This window comes from Nocardioides malaquae (genome assembly GCF_015070385.1).
GTDB classification, from domain to species: domain Bacteria; phylum Actinomycetota; class Actinomycetes; order Propionibacteriales; family Nocardioidaceae; genus Nocardioides; species Nocardioides malaquae.
In genome coordinates, this window is sequence record NZ_JADCSA010000020.1 from 1 (window position 1) to 17,235 (window position 17,235).

Here is a 17,235-nt window from a genome sequence, read left to right on the forward strand (position 1 = left end):
GGCGTCTTCGCCGCCGGCGACCTGGTCGACCACACCTACCAGCAGGCGATCACCGCCGCCGGCACCGGTTGCGCGGCAGCGTTGGACGCCGAGCGCTGGATCGCCGCCCTCGACCAGGCCGCCTCCAGCGCCGGTTCGGCCGAGGTCACCAAGGAGCTCGTCGACGAAGAGCTGGTCGCCGACACGCTCTGACCCGTCCGTGGCGTCCGGGAACAAACCGTCGGCGCCCCACTGTTCACTCCCAGGCGAGGAACTTCTCGCCCCCACCCCCTCCGGAAGGAACCACCGATGTCCAACCTGACCGCCGTCACCGACGCGACGTTCGAGGCCGAGGTGCTCAAGTCCGACAAGCCCGTCCTGGTCGACTTCTGGGCCGAGTGGTGCGGTCCGTGCCGTCAGGTGGCTCCGATCCTCGACGAGATCGCGGGCGCCCACGGCGACAAGATGAACTTCGTCAAGCTCAACATCGACGAGAACCCGGTCACCCCGTCGACCTACCGCGTGACCGGTATCCCGACGATCAACGTCTACCAGGGCGGCGAGGTCGTGCGGACCATCGTCGGCGCCCGTCCGAAGGCCGCGATCCTCAAGGAGCTCGAGGGCCTGATCTGACCAACGGCGTCCTCGGCTCGACGGCCGAGGACCCGAGTCCCGGTTTCGACGCAGGGCGCACGACACCCACCAGGCGTTCCAGGGCCTGCTCCACCTCGGTCTTCCAGGTGCGGGCGCCCCGGAGGTCCATCCGCATCCGCGGGGTGGTGTCGTGCGCCCTGTGCGTCGTGAAGCCGACGGCGTCCAGCAGCTCGATCGGGACCAGGCAGCGGTCCGTCGCCTCCGTGCTCGGGTCACGCGGAGTCCCGAAGGCCTCGACCGCCTGCACGTCGCGCCCGTGCAGGTCGCGGGCCATCACCTGGAGCAGGTGCTTGGCGTCGGCGAGGCCCGCGGTGCCGGGCAGCAGGCACAGCTCGGCGACCACCACGGCATCGGGCGACGCGGGGGCGGTCGGCACGTCGCCCATCCCCGGCAGGAATCCGGGCGGCGCGTAGAGCACGTAGGCCACGACCTCGTCGTCGACCTCGAGCACCTGGCCGCACACGCCCCAGTGTTCCTCCACGTCGCCGAGCCACCGCTCCAGCGCGACCGCCGCCTCAGCAGGAGGCGTACGCTCCACGCTCACCCAGTCGTACTTCCAGCGCAGGCACGTGCCGACCACCGGCGCCAGCCCCCGCAGCGCCGGGACGTCCACGGGACGAGTCCTCCGCGCCACGTTCTCCTCCGTCCGGGTGCGCCCGGCCGGCCTCGGCGCGGCCGACGAGCAGATAACCCATGGTAGGCCGACGGAGCACCTGCGAGAATGGTTCGGTGCGCCAGATCAAGCAGAGCAAGAAGTTGCAGAACGTCCGCTACGACGTGCGCGGTCCGATCCTGACCGAGGCCCAGCGGCTCGAGGCCGAGGGCCACCGCATCCTCAAGCTCAACATCGGCAACACGGCGCCCTTCGGCTTCGAGGCTCCACAGGCGATCCTCGCCGACATGATCCACCACCTGCCGCACTCGACGGGCTACAGCGACTCGCGCGGCATCTGGTCGGCGCGCACCGCGGTGATGAACTACTACCAGTCCCACGGGCTGCGCGAGGTCGGCGTCGAGGACGTGTTCATCGGCAACGGTGTCTCCGAGCTGATCTCGATGGTGCTGCAGGCCTTCGTCGACGACGGCAACGAGATCCTGGTGCCCGCGCCCGACTACCCGCTGTGGACAGGCGCCGTGACGCTCTCGGGCGGCACGCCGGTGCACTACGTCTGCGACGAGGCGGACGGGTGGAACCCTGACCTCGCCGACATCGAGTCGAAGATCACCGAGAACACCCATGGCCTGGTGATCATCAACCCCAACAACCCGACCGGCGCCGTCTACAGCGAAGAGGTGGTGAAGGGTCTCGTCGACATCGCCCGACGCCACCAGCTGGTGATCTTCGCCGACGAGATCTACGAGAAGATCCTCTTCGAGGACGCGACCCACCACCACGTCGCGACCCACGCCGGCGACGACGTGCTCGTGCTGACCTTCTCCGGGCTCTCGAAGGCCTACCGCGTGTGCGGCTACCGCGCGGGGTGGGTGATGATCTCGGGCCCGAAGGAGCTGGCCACCGACTTCATCGAGGGCCTCACCCTCATCGCCAACATGCGCATGTGCGCCAACGTGCCGGCACAGCACGCGATCCAGACCGCGCTGGGGGGCTACCAGTCGATCGAGGAGTTCATCGGGCCCGGCGGTCGCTTCTACGAGCAGTCCAAGCTCGCCGACAAGTTGCTCAACGAGATCCCGGGGGTCTCCAACGTGCGGCCCAAGGGCGCGCTCTACTGCTTCCCGCGGCTGGACCCCGACGTGTACGCCATCGACGACGACGAGGAGTTCGTGCTCGACCTGCTGCGGGCCAAGAAGATCCTCGTCACCCACGGCACCGGGTTCAACTGGTTCAAGCCCGACCACTTCCGGCTCGTCACCCTGCCCGACACCGAGGTGCTCGAGGAGGCCATCGGCCGTATCGCGGACTTCCTGGCCACCCGTCGGTGATGGTCCTGTTCTAGGCTGCGGGGGTTCGCAGTTCATCCGCGACTCCCCCGACCGCCCAGGAGCACGACCGCATGCGTGACATCACCTACCCGCCCGTCATCTGGACCTGCAAGACGCTCTTCAAGGCGCTGGGTCAGAAGATCACCATCAGCGGGGCGGAGAACATCCCGCTCGAAGGGGGCGCGCTCCTCGCCAGCAACCACATCGGCTACGTCGACTTCGTCTACGCCGGTCTGGCCGCACAGCCGGCCAACGGTCGCCTCGTCCGGTTCATGGCGAAGAAGGAGGTCTTCGACCACCCGGTCGGCGGACCCATCATGAGGTCGCTCCACCACATCCCGGTCGACCGCGGCGACGGCATTGGTTCCTTCCACCACGCCGTCGACTTCCTCAAGAAGGGTGAACTGGTTGGGATCTTCCCCGAGGCAACCATCTCCCGGGCCATGGAGATCAAGGAGTTCAAGACCGGTGCGGTGCGGATCGCTGCGGCTGCCGGTGTGCCCGTGATTCCCGTGGTGCTGTGGGGCACGCAGCGGATGATGACGAAGGACCACCCCAAGGACTTCAGCCGTGGGAAGTCCATCCACATCCAGGTCGGTGCTCCCATGCCGGTGACGGGCGACGACCCCGTCGCCGAGACCGCGGAGCTCCGGTCGACCATGTCGGCGATGCTCGACGACGTGATCGCTGGGTACCCGGCCGACGAGCAGCCCCCCGGCTCGTGGTGGCTCCCGGCCAAGCACGGTGGCAGCGCGCCCACTCTGGAACGAGCGGCCGAGATGGACGCTGAGGAGAAGCGGGAGCGGGCGCGCCGGAAGGCGGCCAAGGCTGCGGCCCGCAAGAGCTGAGCAGTTCAGGTTCCTCCCGCCGCCCTTGTCTGGGGCTGGAGCGATGGTTCCACGTGAAACGTGACTTGTCCCCTTGTCGTCGTAGTGACAAGGGGACAAGTCGTTTTGTCGACAATTGTGTCTCGGCCCCGCAGACCACGCCTGGCCCGTGCCGCCTCCGTCGGTAGAGGCGCCCCCAGGTCTGAAGGCGCCGCGCCCCAAGTGAGGTCCGCATCCAGATGTGGTCCTGCGTCCACGCGTACGCAGCAGCTCTCGGCCCGCCGGTGAGAGGGACCGAAGATCCGGCCCGACGGCGCTGACCGACGACCCTGACCGACGACGCGGCAGCACCCCGGAAGGCGACGCCCGGCGGCTGCCGACGATGGCGCGAACCTCGCAGACCCTCTCACTGCCCCAATGCGAGTTCTGTGAGAGCCAATCTGAGCCGAGTAGCCGCCGGCATCACCTCGTCCAGGTCGCTCAGAATCCGGCTCTCAGAGGCCGAATACCGGCCCCAAAGTCACCTGGACTGGTTCTCCTCGCGAGTTACTCAGGCCGGCAAGAGATTGCAGACAGCATCGCGGTCACCATCTGTCGCCAAGTGTGACCCACGACGTGACCTCATGGCGCGACCCCATGACGCGACTACGGTGCGACCCTACGGCGCGACACCACGAGCCGCGCGAGAGCCCTACGGCGGGTCCGCCCACGCGCTACCGATTCACACCTGCCTCCACGAGCGAGTGGGGCGCCATCTCCGAGTGGACGCACCCCCTGAGTGGGCCCCCGCTCTGAGCCACCCACGATGAATTTCGCTCGCGGTCGCCTTGGCTCTGGGTTCGCCCCGGCCCTGATTTCGATCTGACCCTGTCGGCGATCGAGCGAAGCTGGTGTCCCGCCCCTTCGATGGGTCCACCGACTCACCCGTCCGCGGACAATCGTGCCCGCGGTCGGGTGCACTCACCGGTGAGGTCCGCGACACCCGTGGTCAACGCGAGGGCGCAGGCGCGGACCACCGTCCCCAGGAGTCAGATGACCCTGTCATCGGTGTTGCGGGGATCCATCAGAGTCATGATCCGCTGAAGGTCGTCCATGGAGGCAAACTCAACGGTGATCTTGCCCTTGGAACGGCCCAGGTCGACCTTCACCCGCGTCTCAAACCGGTCGGAGAGTCGGTCAGCGATCTCGGTGAGCCCCGGAGCCGTCGGCTTCTTGCGCCGTGTGGGCTTGGGACCGGAACCGTGGTCACCCAGCGCAACGATCTCCTCCAGGGCACGCACGCTGATGCCCTCGGCTACCACGCGCTGCGCCAGACGGTCCTGCACCTCAGGCTCGTCCACGGCCAGCAGAGCGCGGGCGTGTCCAGCGCTCAGTACGCCTGCCGCGACCCTGCGCTGCACCGTCGGGCTCAACTTGAGCAGACGGAGCGTGTTGCTGATCTGAGGCCGGGAGCGACCGATCCGCTGGGCGAGCTCTTCGTGGGTGCAGCCGAAGTCCTCAAGCAACTGTCCGTACGCCGCGGCCTCCTCGAGAGGGTTCAGCTGTGACCGGTGGAGGTTCTCCAGGAGGGCGTCCCGGAGCATGTCGCCATCTTCGGTCTCCCGCACGATGGCTGGGATGAACTCCAGGCCGGCCTCCTGGGATGCGCGCCAGCGACGCTCTCCCATGATCAGCTCATAGGCGTCGGACCCCCGAGGGCGCACCACGACGGGCTGGAGCAGGCCCACTTCCTTGATCGAATGAACGAGTTCAGCCAGCGCCTCCTCATCGAAGACCTCGCGGGGCTGCCATTCATTGGGCCGGATCTGAGAGATTGGCAGCTCCCGGAAGTACGCGCCGGCCACGGAACCGTCGGACGTTTCACGTGAAACGCTGCCATCAGGGCTGTCTGACTGCGCCGAACGGCCTGCGGAAGTTCTGTCAGAGCCAATCTGAGCGGAGTGATCGGCAACGGGGTTTCCGTCTGATCCCTCACCCAAACCGGAAAGGGCGCCTCCTGAACCACTTCGCGGGGTGTCAGACCCCTGGGCCGCGGGCCCGGTGGGGATCAAAGCTCCCAACCCACGACCGAGTCCACGACGGGCGGGCGGACGACCACCACTGGTGCTCATGCGGACGGGGCTCCCTTCACAGCAATCTCACGAGCGGCCTCCAGGTAGGAGAGCGCACCCGGGGACGCGGGGTCGTAGGTCATCACGGTCTGGCTGTAGGACGGTGCCTCGGACACTCGCACCGACCGCGGCACGTTCGTCTTGAGCACCACGTCGCCAAAGTGCTCGCGCACCTCACTGGCCACGTTGGCAGCCAGCCGCGTTCGAGCGTCGTACATCGTCATCAGAATCGTCGACACCTGCAGTCGCTGGTTGAGGTGGGCCTTGACCATCTCCACGGTCTCCAGCAGCTGACCCAGGCCCTCGAGGGCGTAGTACTCGGCCTGGATCGGGATCACCATCTCCTCACCGGCGACGAGGGCATTCAAGGTGAGAAGTCCGAGCGAAGGTGGGCAGTCCACGAAGACGAAGTCGAATCGGTCCTCCCCAGCCTCCTCAGCCGTCCCCACCAAGGGGTGAGCCTGGATGGCCTTGTGCAGACGGGACTCGCGAGCCACCACGCTCACCAGTTCGATCTCAGCCCCAGCGAGGTCGATCGTGGCCGGAACGACCTTGAGCTGAGGGAGCTCCGGGCAGTCGGTGATGACGTCCTCGAGGGCAGCGCCATCGACCAGAAGGTCATACGTGGAGGGCGTTCCGCGGCGGTGATCCACATTGAGAGCCGTGGAGGCGTTGCCCTGGGGGTCCAGGTCGATCACCAGGACCTTCTGACCCAACTGGGACAGGGCGGCCGCAAGGTTGACGGTGCTGGTGGTCTTGCCGACGCCGCCCTTCTGGTTGGCCACGACCATGACCCGCGTCTTACGGGGGCGCGGAGGACCGTTGCGTCCCAAGTGGCCGTGACGTGCCAGGACGACGTGCTCCGCCGCCCTGGCCAACGGAGTGCTGTCGTCGTAGGGAGTGGAGCCGCTGGCAGCGATGTCAGCGGCCGTGCGGAACTTCGTTCCACGTGAAACCTCTCCCACGGAGTTCCGATGGTCGGTCACGTCAGGGACTCCTCTGGGGATGGTCGTCGAAGTAGGCGAGTCAGGGGCTGGGTTTGAAGCAACGGAAAGCCGCGATGGCGGCGCGGTGCCGTCAGCAGCCCCGACCGGTTCCGAGCCGTCGGCCCGGGCGGGAAGCAGAGCGTCGTAGGCGTTGAGTACGGCACTTGAGGATTGAGCATCAGGGAGGCCAGGGTTATCGGGCGAACCTGACGAGAGAAGCTCATCGACGAGGTGTTTGCCAGGCCGGTCCTGCCGATCCTCATCCACACTCATCCACCCCCTCGTTTCACGTGAAACCAGACGGCGGGGCCGCCGGTCGTCAGCCTCTCCGAACTCTACCGATGCCGGCTCAACGTCCAACGACCGGGAAGGGGCGCCCTGTGGATAACTTCGGCCTACATGTGGATGAGCACGCTCAGCGCTCATGCTTTCGTCGGTGGATAACTCTTGGGACGACGATTCCTCGCGTCGTCCTCTTCGGCCGACCAGCGCACCTCCGAGGGACCAGACTCGTCGTTCCACGGTGCGCCTCTCCGTACTCATGATTGTGTCCGCCGCCGCAGCCCTGTCCGGCTCCGAAACGTCCCCGGCACCTCGCCCTGCCATGTCGCTGGCCGCTTGTCCTTGACCCTCGCGACTGGCCCTCGCCAGTGACCCCAGCTCCCTCGCGGGAGCCGCCGGGCCGGAAGCTTCAGCCCAGTGCCGAGCGCACCGATGGCCGCCGGCCAGGGAAGCGGCTCCATCGTGTCACGGCTCAGCGCCGACGGCGTGCCTTCTTGGAACCTGCACCGGCGGACCCTTCACTCTTGGGCCCAGCACTCTTGGAGCTGGAGGACTTGGGGCCCGCAGCCTTGGAACCCGCATCCTTGGCACCCCGACCCCGAATCAGGTGCAACGGTAGCGCGGACGGATCCGCCCACGACACCCGCACGGCGTGCGTGGGCGACTCGAGGACACCTCCACCCAGCTCGATCACGGTGGGCTCGTCGCACCGGTACTTCTTGAGCACCGAGCGGGCACTCTCGATCTCCTCCACGATGGACGACCCCTTGAGGGCAAGCAGCTCACCCTCCGGTGCCACCAGCGGCATCGACCATTCGAGCAGCCGGTCCAGGGGCGCCACCGCTCGCGACGTCACCAGGTCGAAGGTCCGTTCTCCGTGCAGCGCGTCCGCACGACCTCGGATCACCTCGACGTTCTCCAGACCCAGCGCCTCCACCACCTCGTCCAGGAAGGTGGTCCGTCGCAGCAGCGGCTCGACGAGTGTCACCCGCAGGTCCGGCCGCACGATGGCGACGACCAGACCCGGCAGACCAGCCCCGCTCCCGATGTCACAGACGGTGACCCCGTCCGGAATGACGGTGGCGAGGATGGCTGAGTTGGCGACGTGCCTGTCCCAGATGCGGGGGACCTCCCGCGGCCCGATGAGTCCACGGACCACGCCGTCGGTCGCGAGCCTCTGGGCGTACTCCTCCAGCAGGGGCAGACGCTCTGACGGACACACCCCCCTCACCGACTCCGGAGGAGAGGGCAAGGGGGGTGTGTCATCGGTTCCCGTGCTCATGGGACCCAGTGTTTCACGTGAAACTCGCTGACCGAGCGGCCGGGAGCGTCAGGACGGAAGGATGACGACTCGGCGGCGCGGCTCGACGCCCTCAGACTCGGAGACCATGCCGGCCGCGGTCACGGCGTCGTGCACGACCTTGCGCTCGAACGAGCTCATGGGGTCCAGCGACACCTTCTGGCCGGTCTCCTTGACCTGGGCGATCAGACGAGCGGCCAGCTCCACCAGCTCCTGGCGCTTCGTGGCCCGGTAACCCGAGATGTCGAGCATCAGACGCGAGCGCTCGCCGGTCTCCCGGTAGACGGCCAGGCGGGTGAGCTCCTGCAGAGCCTCGAGCACCTCACCGTTGGCACCGACCAGCATCGACAGGTCAGCGCCGACGATGGAGACCGACGCCCGGTCGCCCTCGACGTCCATGTCAAGGTCGCCGTCGAGGTCGGCGATGTCGAGGAGCTCCTCGAGGTAGTCGGCGGCGATGTCGCCCTCAGCTTCCAGGCGCTCCACCTTGCTGGGACGGTTGGACCCGTCGGCCTGGACACCCTCGTTCTCGACTGCGTCGGACAGCTCGCCGGCCTCGACGTCGTTCTGGTTCTCGCTCACCATTGCTCCTGCTGATGCGTAGGGAAGGGGTGACGCCGCGGCGCCACGGACAACTGGGTCAGCGCTTCTTGCGCTGTGACCGCGTCTGGCGCTTCGGCTGCTGCCGCGCCGGCGGCTTGGGGCTGGTCTCCTCGACCGGGGCAACCTCCACGACCGGCTCGGGCTCGCCCCGACGGGCACGCTTGCGGGCGGCCTTGGCCTCGTCGCGCTCCTGCTTGGCCTTCTCGGCGGGCGTGCCGGGGGCCGGGTTGTTGCGGATCACGTAGAACTGCTGACCCATCGTCCACAGGTTGGAGACGGTCCAGTAGATCAGCACGCCGATCGGGAAGGCGACGCCGGAGATGCCGAAGACCACGGGGAGGACGTACAGGAGCATCTTCTGCTGCTGCGCGTAGGGACCGGTCAGCGCGTCGGCCGGCATGTTCTTGGCCATCAGCTGACGCTGGGTCAGGAAGGTGGTGCCGGTCATGGCCAGCACCAGGACGATGGCGACCACGATGACCGCCCAGCTGCCGCCACCGGTGGCGTTGGCCCAGAAGGTCTCCGAGATCGGGACCACTCCGGCGAGCTCCGCGTTGCCGAACTGGCGGGCCAGCTCGTCGCTGAGCACGCCCCGACCCTCACCGTTGCGCGACGCCTGGTCGAGCATCCGGAAGAGCGACAGGAAGATCGGCATCTGCACCAGGATCGGCAGGCACGAGGCGAACGGGTTCGTGCCCGCGTCCTTGTAGAGGTTCATCGTCTCCTGGGCGAGACGCTCCCGGTCGTGGCCGTACTTCTTCTGCAGCTCACGCACCTTGGGCTGCAGCATCTGCATGTTGCGGCTGGACTTGATCTGCTTCACGAAGAGCGGGATCAGGGCCGCACGGATCACCAGCGTGAGGCCGATGATCGACAGCACCCACGCGGCTCCGCCGTCAGCCGGCAGGACCTGGCTGAAGAGGGAGTGGAAGCCGACCAGCACCACGGAGACGATGTAGTAGAGCGGCGTCATGATGGCGCTGCCGATGGCTCCGAAGAAGTCGAACACTCAAGCTCCTCGAGTAGGGGTGGAGTCCGCGGTGGCGCGGAGGTGGCTCTGTCGTGACGGACCGGGCCGGGGAGGTACGGGGTCGTAGCCGCCGGCGGCCCACGGGTGGCAGCGCAGGAGGCGGCGGAGAGCCAGCCAGGACCCCTTGATGCTGCCGTACTCACTGACCGCGTCCAGCGCGTACGCGGAGCAGGTCGGGTGGTAGCGGCAGACCTGGCCGTAGAGCGGGCTGATGAAGGTGCGGTAGAGCTTGAGGAGGCCGATCAACAGGTACTTCACGAGGCCGCCTCCACGGCACCGAGCCGCTCCAGGCCCTTGGTCAGGTCGCGTCCCAGCTCCTCGTACGACGCCTCCGCCGCGGCCGGATTGGCCCGGACCACGAGGATGCCACGACCCGGGAGCTCCGTGAGGTGCTCCCGGGTCAGGTGTCGAAGACGTCGCTGCACGCGATTGCGGACCACCGCGTTGCCCACCGCCTTGCTGACCACGAAGCCGGCGCGTGTCCCCGGACCCGTCAGGGGTTCGGAGTCAGCGCGCCACCAGTGGACGACCAGGGTGCGCGTGCCGGCACGCCGCCCGCGTCGAACCGCCTGCCGAAAGCCAAGGCTCTCGGTCAGCCGGGCAGAGCGCGGCAGCACTGCCGGTCGCTTCGGTGGACTGGCCGGTGACCGGTCAGACCGACAGGCTGCTGCGGCCCTTGCGGCGGCGCGCAGAGAGGATGGCGCGACCGGCGCGGGTGCGCATGCGCAGGCGGAAGCCGTGCACCTTGTGACGGCGACGGTTGTTCGGCTGGTACGTACGCTTGCTCACGAAAGATCTCCAGTGTTCTTGTGCGGGTGTCCACTCCGGCGAAAGGCACGGCCCAGCGCTTCGGCTGGCACCGCCCTCCCCACGGCACACCCCTCAGTTCCTGGGTGAATGTCCGTGGACGTGCGGCACCGGTCGACCACGAGCAGACGTCGGGTGACCTGCCAACGGTACGCGGAGCGGCTCCCGAGGGTCAAACTCGCGCGGCCGCCGCACGTGGGGCGGGTCCGCACGATGCTCTCCGTCCCGCTCGGCGCTGTGCGACACGCCCGACGAAGCCTGTGGATGACGCCTTGCTCCGAAGGCCTGCGGGTTGTTACGTTCACGGCTCGTCCAGCGTTCTCCACAGGGCATGCACACCCTGTCCGTAGAGCGTGTGATCCAGTGCACAGACCGCACAACGCCGTTCTGACCAGCACAGATGTGATCCACGCCTCCGGACCGGGGCCCGTTCCCGACCCCCTGTCATCAAAACAGGGGAACATGCACAACCTGTGGATAAAGTTGTGAAAAGTCCGTCAGTCGTAGTCGTCGCACACCCCGGCACCCCGTCAGCAGCAGGGTGGTCAACATCCGGGCAATCAGCAGGTGGGGGAACGAGAAGTGGAGAACGACCCGGTGGACCTGACCTCCGCCTGGCGCAGCGTCGTGGATGCCCTGCAGCCCAACCAACGGGCCTGGCTCCGAGCGAGCGAGCCGGTCACCCTCCACGAGAACACGGCGATCATCGCCGTGCCCAACGACTTCACCCGCGGTCAGCTCGAGGGCCGGCTGCGCGCACAGCTCGAGGAGACCCTCACCGAGCGGTTCGGCAGGGAGATCCGCATCGCCGTCACGGTGAACCCGGCGTTGGAGGAAGGCTCGGCCCCGCTGCCGACCATCGAGCAGTCGACCCACCTCGCCGACACCGACGACAGCTTCGACCCCCACTACCGGCAGGACTTCCCACGCCCCGACCTCGAGGCCGAGCGTCCGACCCCGGCCAGCGACCCCGGTGGCTTCCGTCCGGTCGAGCGTCCCGGCGAGAGCGAGCGCGGCTGGCCCGGTGACAACGTGGTCGAGCTCGCGGCCACGCCGGGCTTCGACGAGCGCGACCGCTTCAACCCCGCGCCGCCCATGGGGTCGGGCCACGGCGCCACCACGTCGTCGTTGGAGACCCGCCTCAACCCGAAGTACACGTTCGAGACCTTCGTCATCGGCTCCTCGAACCGATTCCCCCACGCGGCGGCCGTCGCCGTCGCGGAGGCGCCGGGCAAGGCGTACAACCCGCTCCTCGTCTACGGCGAGTCCGGCCTGGGCAAGACCCACCTGCTGCACGCCATCGGCCACTACGTGCGTTCGCTCTACTCCGGCGCCAAGGTGCGCTACGTGAGCTCGGAGGAGTTCACCAACGAGTTCATCAACGCGATCCGTGACGACCGCCAGGACCGGTTCAAGCGGAAGTACCGAGACGTCGACGTGCTGCTCATCGACGACATCCAGTTCCTCGAGGGCAAGACGCAGACGCAGGAGGAGTTCTTCCACACCTTCAACACGCTGCACAACGCCAACAAGCAGATCGTGCTGACCTCCGACCGTCCGCCCAAGCTGCTCGAGGCGCTCGAGGACCGGCTGCGCAACCGCTTCGAGTGGGGCCTGATCACCGACGTCCAGGCGCCCGACCTCGAGACCCGCATCGCGATCCTGCGCAAGAAGGCCGCGATGGACCGGCTGACCGCGCCGCCGGACGTGCTGGAGTTCATCGCCTCGAAGATCCAGACCAACATCCGTGAGCTCGAGGGCGCGCTGATCCGGGTGACGGCCTTCGCCAACCTCAACCGCCAGGAGGTCGACATGACCCTGGCCGAGATCGTGCTCAAGGACCTGATCCCCGAGGGCGGCGAGCCGGAGATCACCTCTCCGCTGATCATCGCCCAGACCGCGGCCTACTTCGGGGTCTCGATCGAGGACCTCACCGGCCCGAGCCGCGGTCGTCACCTCGTCATGGCCCGGCAGATCGCGATGTACCTCTGCCGCGAGCTCACCTCGATGTCCCTGCCCCAGATCGGCAAGGAGTTCGGCCGCGACCACACGACGGTCATGTACGCCGACCGGAAGATCAACCAGCTGCTCGCGGAGCGCCGCGCGGTCTTCAACCAGGTTTCGGAGCTCACCAACCGGATCAAGATGCAGGCACGCAACGCCTGAACCACACGTCCGGGCGCTGTGCACTTCTTGTGGTTCGAGCCCGGCGCGTCGTCCACAAGCCTGTGCAGACACTGGGACGGACTGTCGAGGACGGATCGTCCCTCCACATCGACACCCAGTGAGGCCCCGCGGCCGTGCACAGGTCATGCACGGCCCCACCTGCCACCTGACCTGCACGAACCGCAGTTGTGCACAGTTTCAACAGGACCTACTCCGACAACTCATCCGTACATGGATCCCACCCGGTCGAAACTCACCCGGGCCCCGATCTGGGGATGAGCACTGACCACACAGGTGTAACTACACCGGTGAGGTTTACGCGGATGCCGGGCAGAGGGACAAGCACCCGGCGCGCATGGCAGGATTCACGTCCACCCACGAACCACACGAACCCGGAGGAACGAAGAGTGAAGTTCCGCGTCGAACGCGACGTCTTCGCCGACGCCGTCGCGTGGGCTGCCCGCAGCCTGCCCGTGCGTCCCAGCGCTCCCGTCCTCGCCGGGTTGCTCATCGAGACCGGCGACTCAGGCCTCGTCCTCTCCGCGTTCGACTACGAGACCTCGGCACGCGCCGAGATCCGCGCCGACGTCGAGGTCGAGGGCCGCGTCCTGGTCAGTGGCCGACTGCTGGCCGACATCTGCCGCAGCCTGCCCGACAAGCCGATCGACTTCGACCTGGCCGGCGCCAAGCTCGAGCTGAAGTGCGGCTCGGGCCGCTTCAGCCTGCAGACCATGCCCGTCGACGAGTACCCGTCGCTGCCGGCCGTGCCGCCCCCGAGCGGTGTGGTCACCGGTGAAGAGTTCGCCAGCGCGGTCTCCCAGGCCGTCACCGCAGCCGGGCGCGACGACATGCTGCCGGTGCTCACCGGCGTACGCATCGAGATCGAGGGCGAGCGCATGTCGCTGCTCGCCACCGACCGCTTCCGCCTCTCGCACCGTGAGCTCACGTGGCGTCCGGCCTCGACCGACGTCTCCCTCGCCGCACTGGTGCCGGCGAAGGTCCTCTCCGACACGGCCAAGACGCTCTCGGGCGAGGTGACGATCTCGATCTCGCCCGCCGGCGGCGACGGCATCATCGGCTTCGAGGGTCAGGGACCCGACGGCCTGCGCCGCACCACCACCCGCCTGCTCGACGGCGACTTCCCCAAGGTCCGCAGCCTCTTCCCCTCGGAGCACCTGACCGTGGCCACGGTCGACCGGGCCGAGCTCGTCAACACCGTGAAGCGTGTGGCCCTGGTCGCCGAGCGCAACACCGCGGTGCAGATGAAGTTCGCCGACAGCGAGATCGTGCTCGACTCGCAGTCCGGCGACGAGGCGCAGGCCACCGAGGCGGTCGACGCGGTGATCACCGGCGACGAGATCGTCACCGGCTTCAACCCGACCTACCTCCTCGACGGGCTCACCGCGATCGGCAGCGACAAGGTCGACCTGTCGTTCACCCAGGCCACCAAGCCGGTCGTCATCTCGGCCAGCGACGGCACCGACGAGAGCTCCTTCCGCTACCTGCTGATGCCGAGGCGCCTGCTGTCCTGACCGCTCGCGCCACGCCTACCCCTGGAGGAACACTGATGGATCTCGGACTCGTCGGCCTGGGCAAGATGGGCGGCAACATGCGCGAGCGGCTGCGTCGCGGCGGCCACACGGTCGTCGGATTCGACCGCAACCCCGACGTCAGTGACGTCGGTTCCCTCGCCGAGCTCGTCGAGGCGCTGCCCTCGCCCAAGGTCGTGTGGGTGATGGTGCCGGCCGGGGAGGCCACCCGTGCCACCGTCGCCGAGCTGGGCGAGCTGCTCTCCGAGGGCGACGTCGTCGTCGACGGCGGCAACTCGCGGTGGACCGACGACCAGGCCCACGCAGCGCTCCTGGCGGAGAAGGGCATCGGCTACGTCGACTGCGGTGTCTCCGGTGGCGTCTGGGGCCTGGAGAACGGCTACGCGCTGATGTACGGCGGCGAGGCCGCCGACGTCGCCAAGGTCCAGCCGGCCTTCGACACCCTCAAGCCCGAGGGCGAGTTCGGCGCCGTGCACGCCGGCAAGGTGGGCGCCGGCCACTTCTCCAAGATGGTCCACAACGGCATCGAGTACGCGATCATGCAGTCCTACGCCGAGGGCTGGGAGCTGCTCGAGAAGGTCGACATGGTCGACAACGTGACCGAGGTCTTCCGGTCGTGGCGCGAGGGCACCGTGATCCGCTCCTGGCTGCTCGACCTGATGGTCAACGCCCTCGACGACGACCCCGGTCTGGAGTCGATCCGGGGCTACGCCGAGGACTCAGGCGAGGGACGCTGGACCGTGGAGGCGGCGATCGACAACGCCGTGGCCGTGCCGGCGATCACCGCCGCGCTCTTCGCCCGGTTCGTCTCCCGTCAGGACGACTCCCCCGCCATGAAGGCGATCGCGGCCATGCGCAACCAGTTCGGTGGCCACGCGCTGCACACGCCGCCGCCGACCGGGGGTGACGTCGACGGTGACGGCCAGGCCCCGCAGAGCGAGGCCGCGCAGCAGGCCGGCGCCGGACAGGGCGAGGGCGGCAGCGGCGCGGGGCCCACGACCGGGGAGAGCTAGCCCCGGCGTGCACGTCCAGCATCTCCTGCTCCACGACTTCCGCTCCTACACCGACGTCGACGTCCGGCTCGAGCCCGGGGTGACGGCGTTCATCGGCCGCAACGGCCAGGGCAAGACCAACCTGGTCGAGGCGATCGACTACCTCTCCCGGCTCGGGTCGCACCGGGTTGCGAGTGACGCTCCCCTGATCCGTTCGGGCGCCGACCAGGCCCTGGTGCGGGCGGTCGTGGTCAAGGACGGACGCCCGGCCACCCTGGAGGTGGAGCTCAACCCGGGGCGCGCCAACCGGGCCCGGATCAACCGCTCCCCGCTGCCGCGTCCTCGCGAGCTGTTGGGGCTGGTGCGCACGGTGCTCTTCTCGCCCGAGGACCTGGCGCTCGTCAAGGGTGACCCGAGCGACCGTCGTCGCTTCCTCGACGACCTGTTGGTGCTGCGTACGCCCCGGCTCGCCGGTGTGCGCTCCGACCTCGACCGCGTGCTCAAGCAGCGCAACTCCCTGCTCAAGAGCGCGGGCGCGGCGCGGCGCGGAGGCACGGCCGCCGAGAGCGCGATGGCCACGCTGGCGGTGTGGGACTCCCACCTGGTCGAGCTCGGCACGGAGGTGCTGGTGGCGCGCCTCGAGCTGGTCGACGCGCTGGCCCCCTTCATCGGCAAGGCCTACGAGGCCGTGGCGCGGGGCGCCTCGCGCGACGACGCCCAGGTGGAGTACCGCCCGTCGTTCGAGCTGCCCGGCGGGCCGGGTGAGCGCCCCGACCGGAGCCAGGTGGCGGAGGTCTTTGCCCTGGAGCTGGAGGGTCGCCGCCGCGACGAGCTCGACCGCGGCATCACCCTGGTCGGGCCGCACCGCGACGACCTGCTGCTGACCCTGGGCAACGCCGACCTGCGGCTGCCGGTGAAGGGGTACGCCTCGCACGGCGAGTCGTGGTCGTTCGCGCTGGCGCTGAAGATCGCTGCCTATGACCTGTTGCGCTCCGAGGGCGACGACCCCATCCTGATCCTCGACGACGTCTTCGCCGAGCTCGACTCGGGTCGGCGCGACCAGCTCGCCGAGCTGGTGGCCGGTGCCGAGCAGGTGCTGATCACGGCGGCCGTCGCCGAGGACGTGCCCGGGGCGCTGGCCGGTGCCCGCTACGAGGTCGCCGACGGGGAGGTGACGCGTGTCGACCGATGACCTGCCGGACCAAGCCGGGGAGTCCGGCGAGTCCGACGCGGCTGCCGAGTCCCGGGGCCCGACCCCGGAGAGCGTGCCGGAGAGCACGCCGGAGGTCGAGGAGACGTCGCCCGACGGCCTCGACCTGGCGCGCGAGGCGGCCCGGGCCGCCAGCCTGGCGCCGGGCGTACCGGCGAAGCGTCGCAAGGGTTCCGGTGCCGCCGGTCCCGGGCGTCGGCGCGGCCGCAGCCGGTTCTCCGGCGCCCACCCCGACGACCGCGACCCGCAGCCGTTGGGCTTCTCCCTCGACCGGTTGGTCTCCTACCGCGGCTGGGAGACCGACCTGCGGGTGCAGGGCGTCTTCGGCCGGTGGGGCGAGCTGGTCGGCGCCGAGGTCGCGTCGCACTCCACGCCGGAGACGCTCACCGACGGCAAGCTGGTCGTACGCACCGACTCCACCGCGTGGGCGACGCAGCTGCGCCTGCTCGCGCCCACGCTCGTACGCCGCCTCAACGAGGAGCTGGGTCACGGCACCGTGCTGGTGATCGAGGTGCTGGGCCCGCACGGACCGTCGTGGAAGAAGGGCCCGCGGTCGGCAGGTGGCCGAGGTCCGCGCGACACCTACGGGTGAGGGACCGCGAACGCCTCTCTGGCGTTCTGCGGGGCCTTGGGGCGTGTGGGGAGTCGATCCACCCCCTGCGCGGCGCGCAGATCCATGGTTCCGAGCCGCCTGAGGGCCTTGTGGCAGCGTTTGTCGGCCCATCACGGGGGCGCTTGTGGGGTTTTGACGGTGCCAACGGGTAAACTCGTCGAGTGGTCGCCCGGCCCCTGCA

The 17,235-nt window shown here is 68.6% G+C and carries 17 protein-coding genes and 1 pseudogene; 9 read left to right on the forward strand and 9 right to left on the reverse strand.

Features of this window, described 5'->3' with window-relative positions; all coding sequences use genetic code 11:
- Both IEQ44_RS14925 and trxA read left to right on the forward strand, forming a co-directional pair.
- Positions 1-192: pseudogene (locus IEQ44_RS14925) on the forward strand (hypothetical protein); the annotation flags it as partial.
- 96 nt (positions 193-288) lie between these two features.
- Positions 289-612 (forward strand): thioredoxin, encoded by a 324-nt coding sequence (trxA, locus tag IEQ44_RS14930; RefSeq protein ID WP_227487561.1) that lies wholly within the window; start codon positions 289-291, stop codon positions 610-612.
- Here trxA and IEQ44_RS14935 read toward each other — a convergent pair.
- Positions 587-1,267, reverse strand: coding sequence for a GNAT family N-acetyltransferase (locus tag IEQ44_RS14935; protein ID WP_227487562.1), 681 nt, complete (start codon positions 1,265-1,267; stop codon positions 587-589). The two genes, trxA and IEQ44_RS14935, sit on opposite strands and share 26 nt — an antisense overlap.
- Positions 1,268-1,362: 95 nt before the next feature.
- Here IEQ44_RS14935 and IEQ44_RS14940 point away from each other — a divergent pair, with 95 nt between their 5' ends.
- Both IEQ44_RS14940 and IEQ44_RS14945 read left to right on the forward strand, forming a co-directional pair.
- Complete coding sequence (locus IEQ44_RS14940; protein ID WP_193639273.1) at positions 1,363-2,577, forward strand: pyridoxal phosphate-dependent aminotransferase; 1,215 nt, start codon at positions 1,363-1,365, stop codon at positions 2,575-2,577.
- A 71-nt stretch (positions 2,578-2,648) separates the two neighbouring features.
- Entirely contained in the window at positions 2,649-3,425 is a 777-nt protein-coding gene (locus tag IEQ44_RS14945; protein WP_193639274.1) for a lysophospholipid acyltransferase family protein, read from the forward strand.
- 1,007 nt (positions 3,426-4,432) lie between these two features.
- Here the strand turns inward: IEQ44_RS14945 and IEQ44_RS14950 are convergent.
- From IEQ44_RS14950 to rpmH, 8 genes are all read right to left on the reverse strand, one after another.
- Entirely contained in the window at positions 4,433-5,515 is a 1,083-nt protein-coding gene (locus tag IEQ44_RS14950; RefSeq protein ID WP_193639275.1) for a ParB/RepB/Spo0J family partition protein, read from the reverse strand.
- Positions 5,512-6,501, reverse strand: a complete 990-nt coding sequence (locus IEQ44_RS17065) for a ParA family protein (RefSeq protein WP_319804703.1) — start codon at positions 6,499-6,501, stop codon at positions 5,512-5,514. The genes IEQ44_RS14950 and IEQ44_RS17065 overlap by 4 nt, the downstream gene beginning before the upstream one ends.
- Before the next feature lie 754 nt (positions 6,502-7,255).
- Positions 7,256-8,005, reverse strand: coding sequence for a 16S rRNA (guanine(527)-N(7))-methyltransferase RsmG (gene rsmG, locus IEQ44_RS14960; RefSeq protein WP_319804704.1), 750 nt, complete (start codon positions 8,003-8,005; stop codon positions 7,256-7,258).
- Between the two features lie 108 nt (positions 8,006-8,113).
- On the reverse strand, positions 8,114-8,665 hold the full coding sequence (locus IEQ44_RS14965; RefSeq protein ID WP_438861856.1) for a Jag family protein: 552 nt from the start codon (positions 8,663-8,665) through the stop codon (positions 8,114-8,116).
- A 58-nt stretch (positions 8,666-8,723) separates the two neighbouring features.
- The gene (yidC, locus tag IEQ44_RS14970; protein WP_227487568.1) at positions 8,724-9,659 is read right to left on the reverse strand and encodes a membrane protein insertase YidC; all 936 of its coding nucleotides are present in this window, start codon (positions 9,657-9,659) and stop codon (positions 8,724-8,726) included.
- A gap of 36 nt (positions 9,660-9,695) precedes the next feature.
- Entirely contained in the window at positions 9,696-9,974 is a 279-nt protein-coding gene (yidD, locus tag IEQ44_RS14975) for a membrane protein insertion efficiency factor YidD (RefSeq protein WP_193639280.1), read from the reverse strand.
- Positions 9,971-10,333 (reverse strand): ribonuclease P protein component, encoded by a 363-nt coding sequence (gene rnpA, locus IEQ44_RS14980; RefSeq protein WP_193639281.1) that lies wholly within the window; start codon positions 10,331-10,333, stop codon positions 9,971-9,973. Before rnpA ends, yidD begins: the two co-directional genes overlap by 4 nt.
- A 34-nt stretch (positions 10,334-10,367) precedes the next feature.
- Positions 10,368-10,505: a 50S ribosomal protein L34 gene (rpmH, locus tag IEQ44_RS14985; protein WP_193639284.1), complete on the reverse strand. Its 138-nt coding sequence runs from the start codon at positions 10,503-10,505 to the stop codon at positions 10,368-10,370.
- 615 nt (positions 10,506-11,120) lie between these two features.
- On the opposite strand from rpmH, the gene dnaA reads away from it, so the two are divergent.
- The 5 genes from dnaA (at position 11,121) to IEQ44_RS15010 (ending at position 17,033) form a co-directional block, all read left to right on the forward strand.
- Entirely contained in the window at positions 11,121-12,689 is a 1,569-nt protein-coding gene (gene dnaA, locus IEQ44_RS14990; RefSeq protein ID WP_438861857.1) for a chromosomal replication initiator protein DnaA, read from the forward strand.
- A 407-nt stretch (positions 12,690-13,096) separates the two neighbouring features.
- Positions 13,097-14,221 (forward strand): DNA polymerase III subunit beta, encoded by a 1,125-nt coding sequence (gene dnaN / locus IEQ44_RS14995; protein WP_193639286.1) that lies wholly within the window; start codon positions 13,097-13,099, stop codon positions 14,219-14,221.
- Between the two features lie 35 nt (positions 14,222-14,256).
- Positions 14,257-15,252, forward strand: a complete 996-nt coding sequence (gene gnd / locus IEQ44_RS15000; protein WP_193639288.1) for a phosphogluconate dehydrogenase (NAD(+)-dependent, decarboxylating) — start codon at positions 14,257-14,259, stop codon at positions 15,250-15,252.
- A 7-nt stretch (positions 15,253-15,259) separates the two neighbouring features.
- Positions 15,260-16,423 carry a DNA replication/repair protein RecF gene (gene recF, locus IEQ44_RS15005; protein ID WP_193639289.1) on the forward strand — a complete coding sequence of 388 codons (1,164 nt, stop codon included), beginning with the start codon at positions 15,260-15,262 and terminating at the stop codon, positions 16,421-16,423.
- Positions 16,410-17,033 (forward strand): DciA family protein, encoded by a 624-nt coding sequence (locus tag IEQ44_RS15010; protein WP_319804706.1) that lies wholly within the window; start codon positions 16,410-16,412, stop codon positions 17,031-17,033. The genes recF and IEQ44_RS15010 overlap by 14 nt, the downstream gene beginning before the upstream one ends.
- Positions 17,034-17,235: the final 202 nt, after the last annotated feature.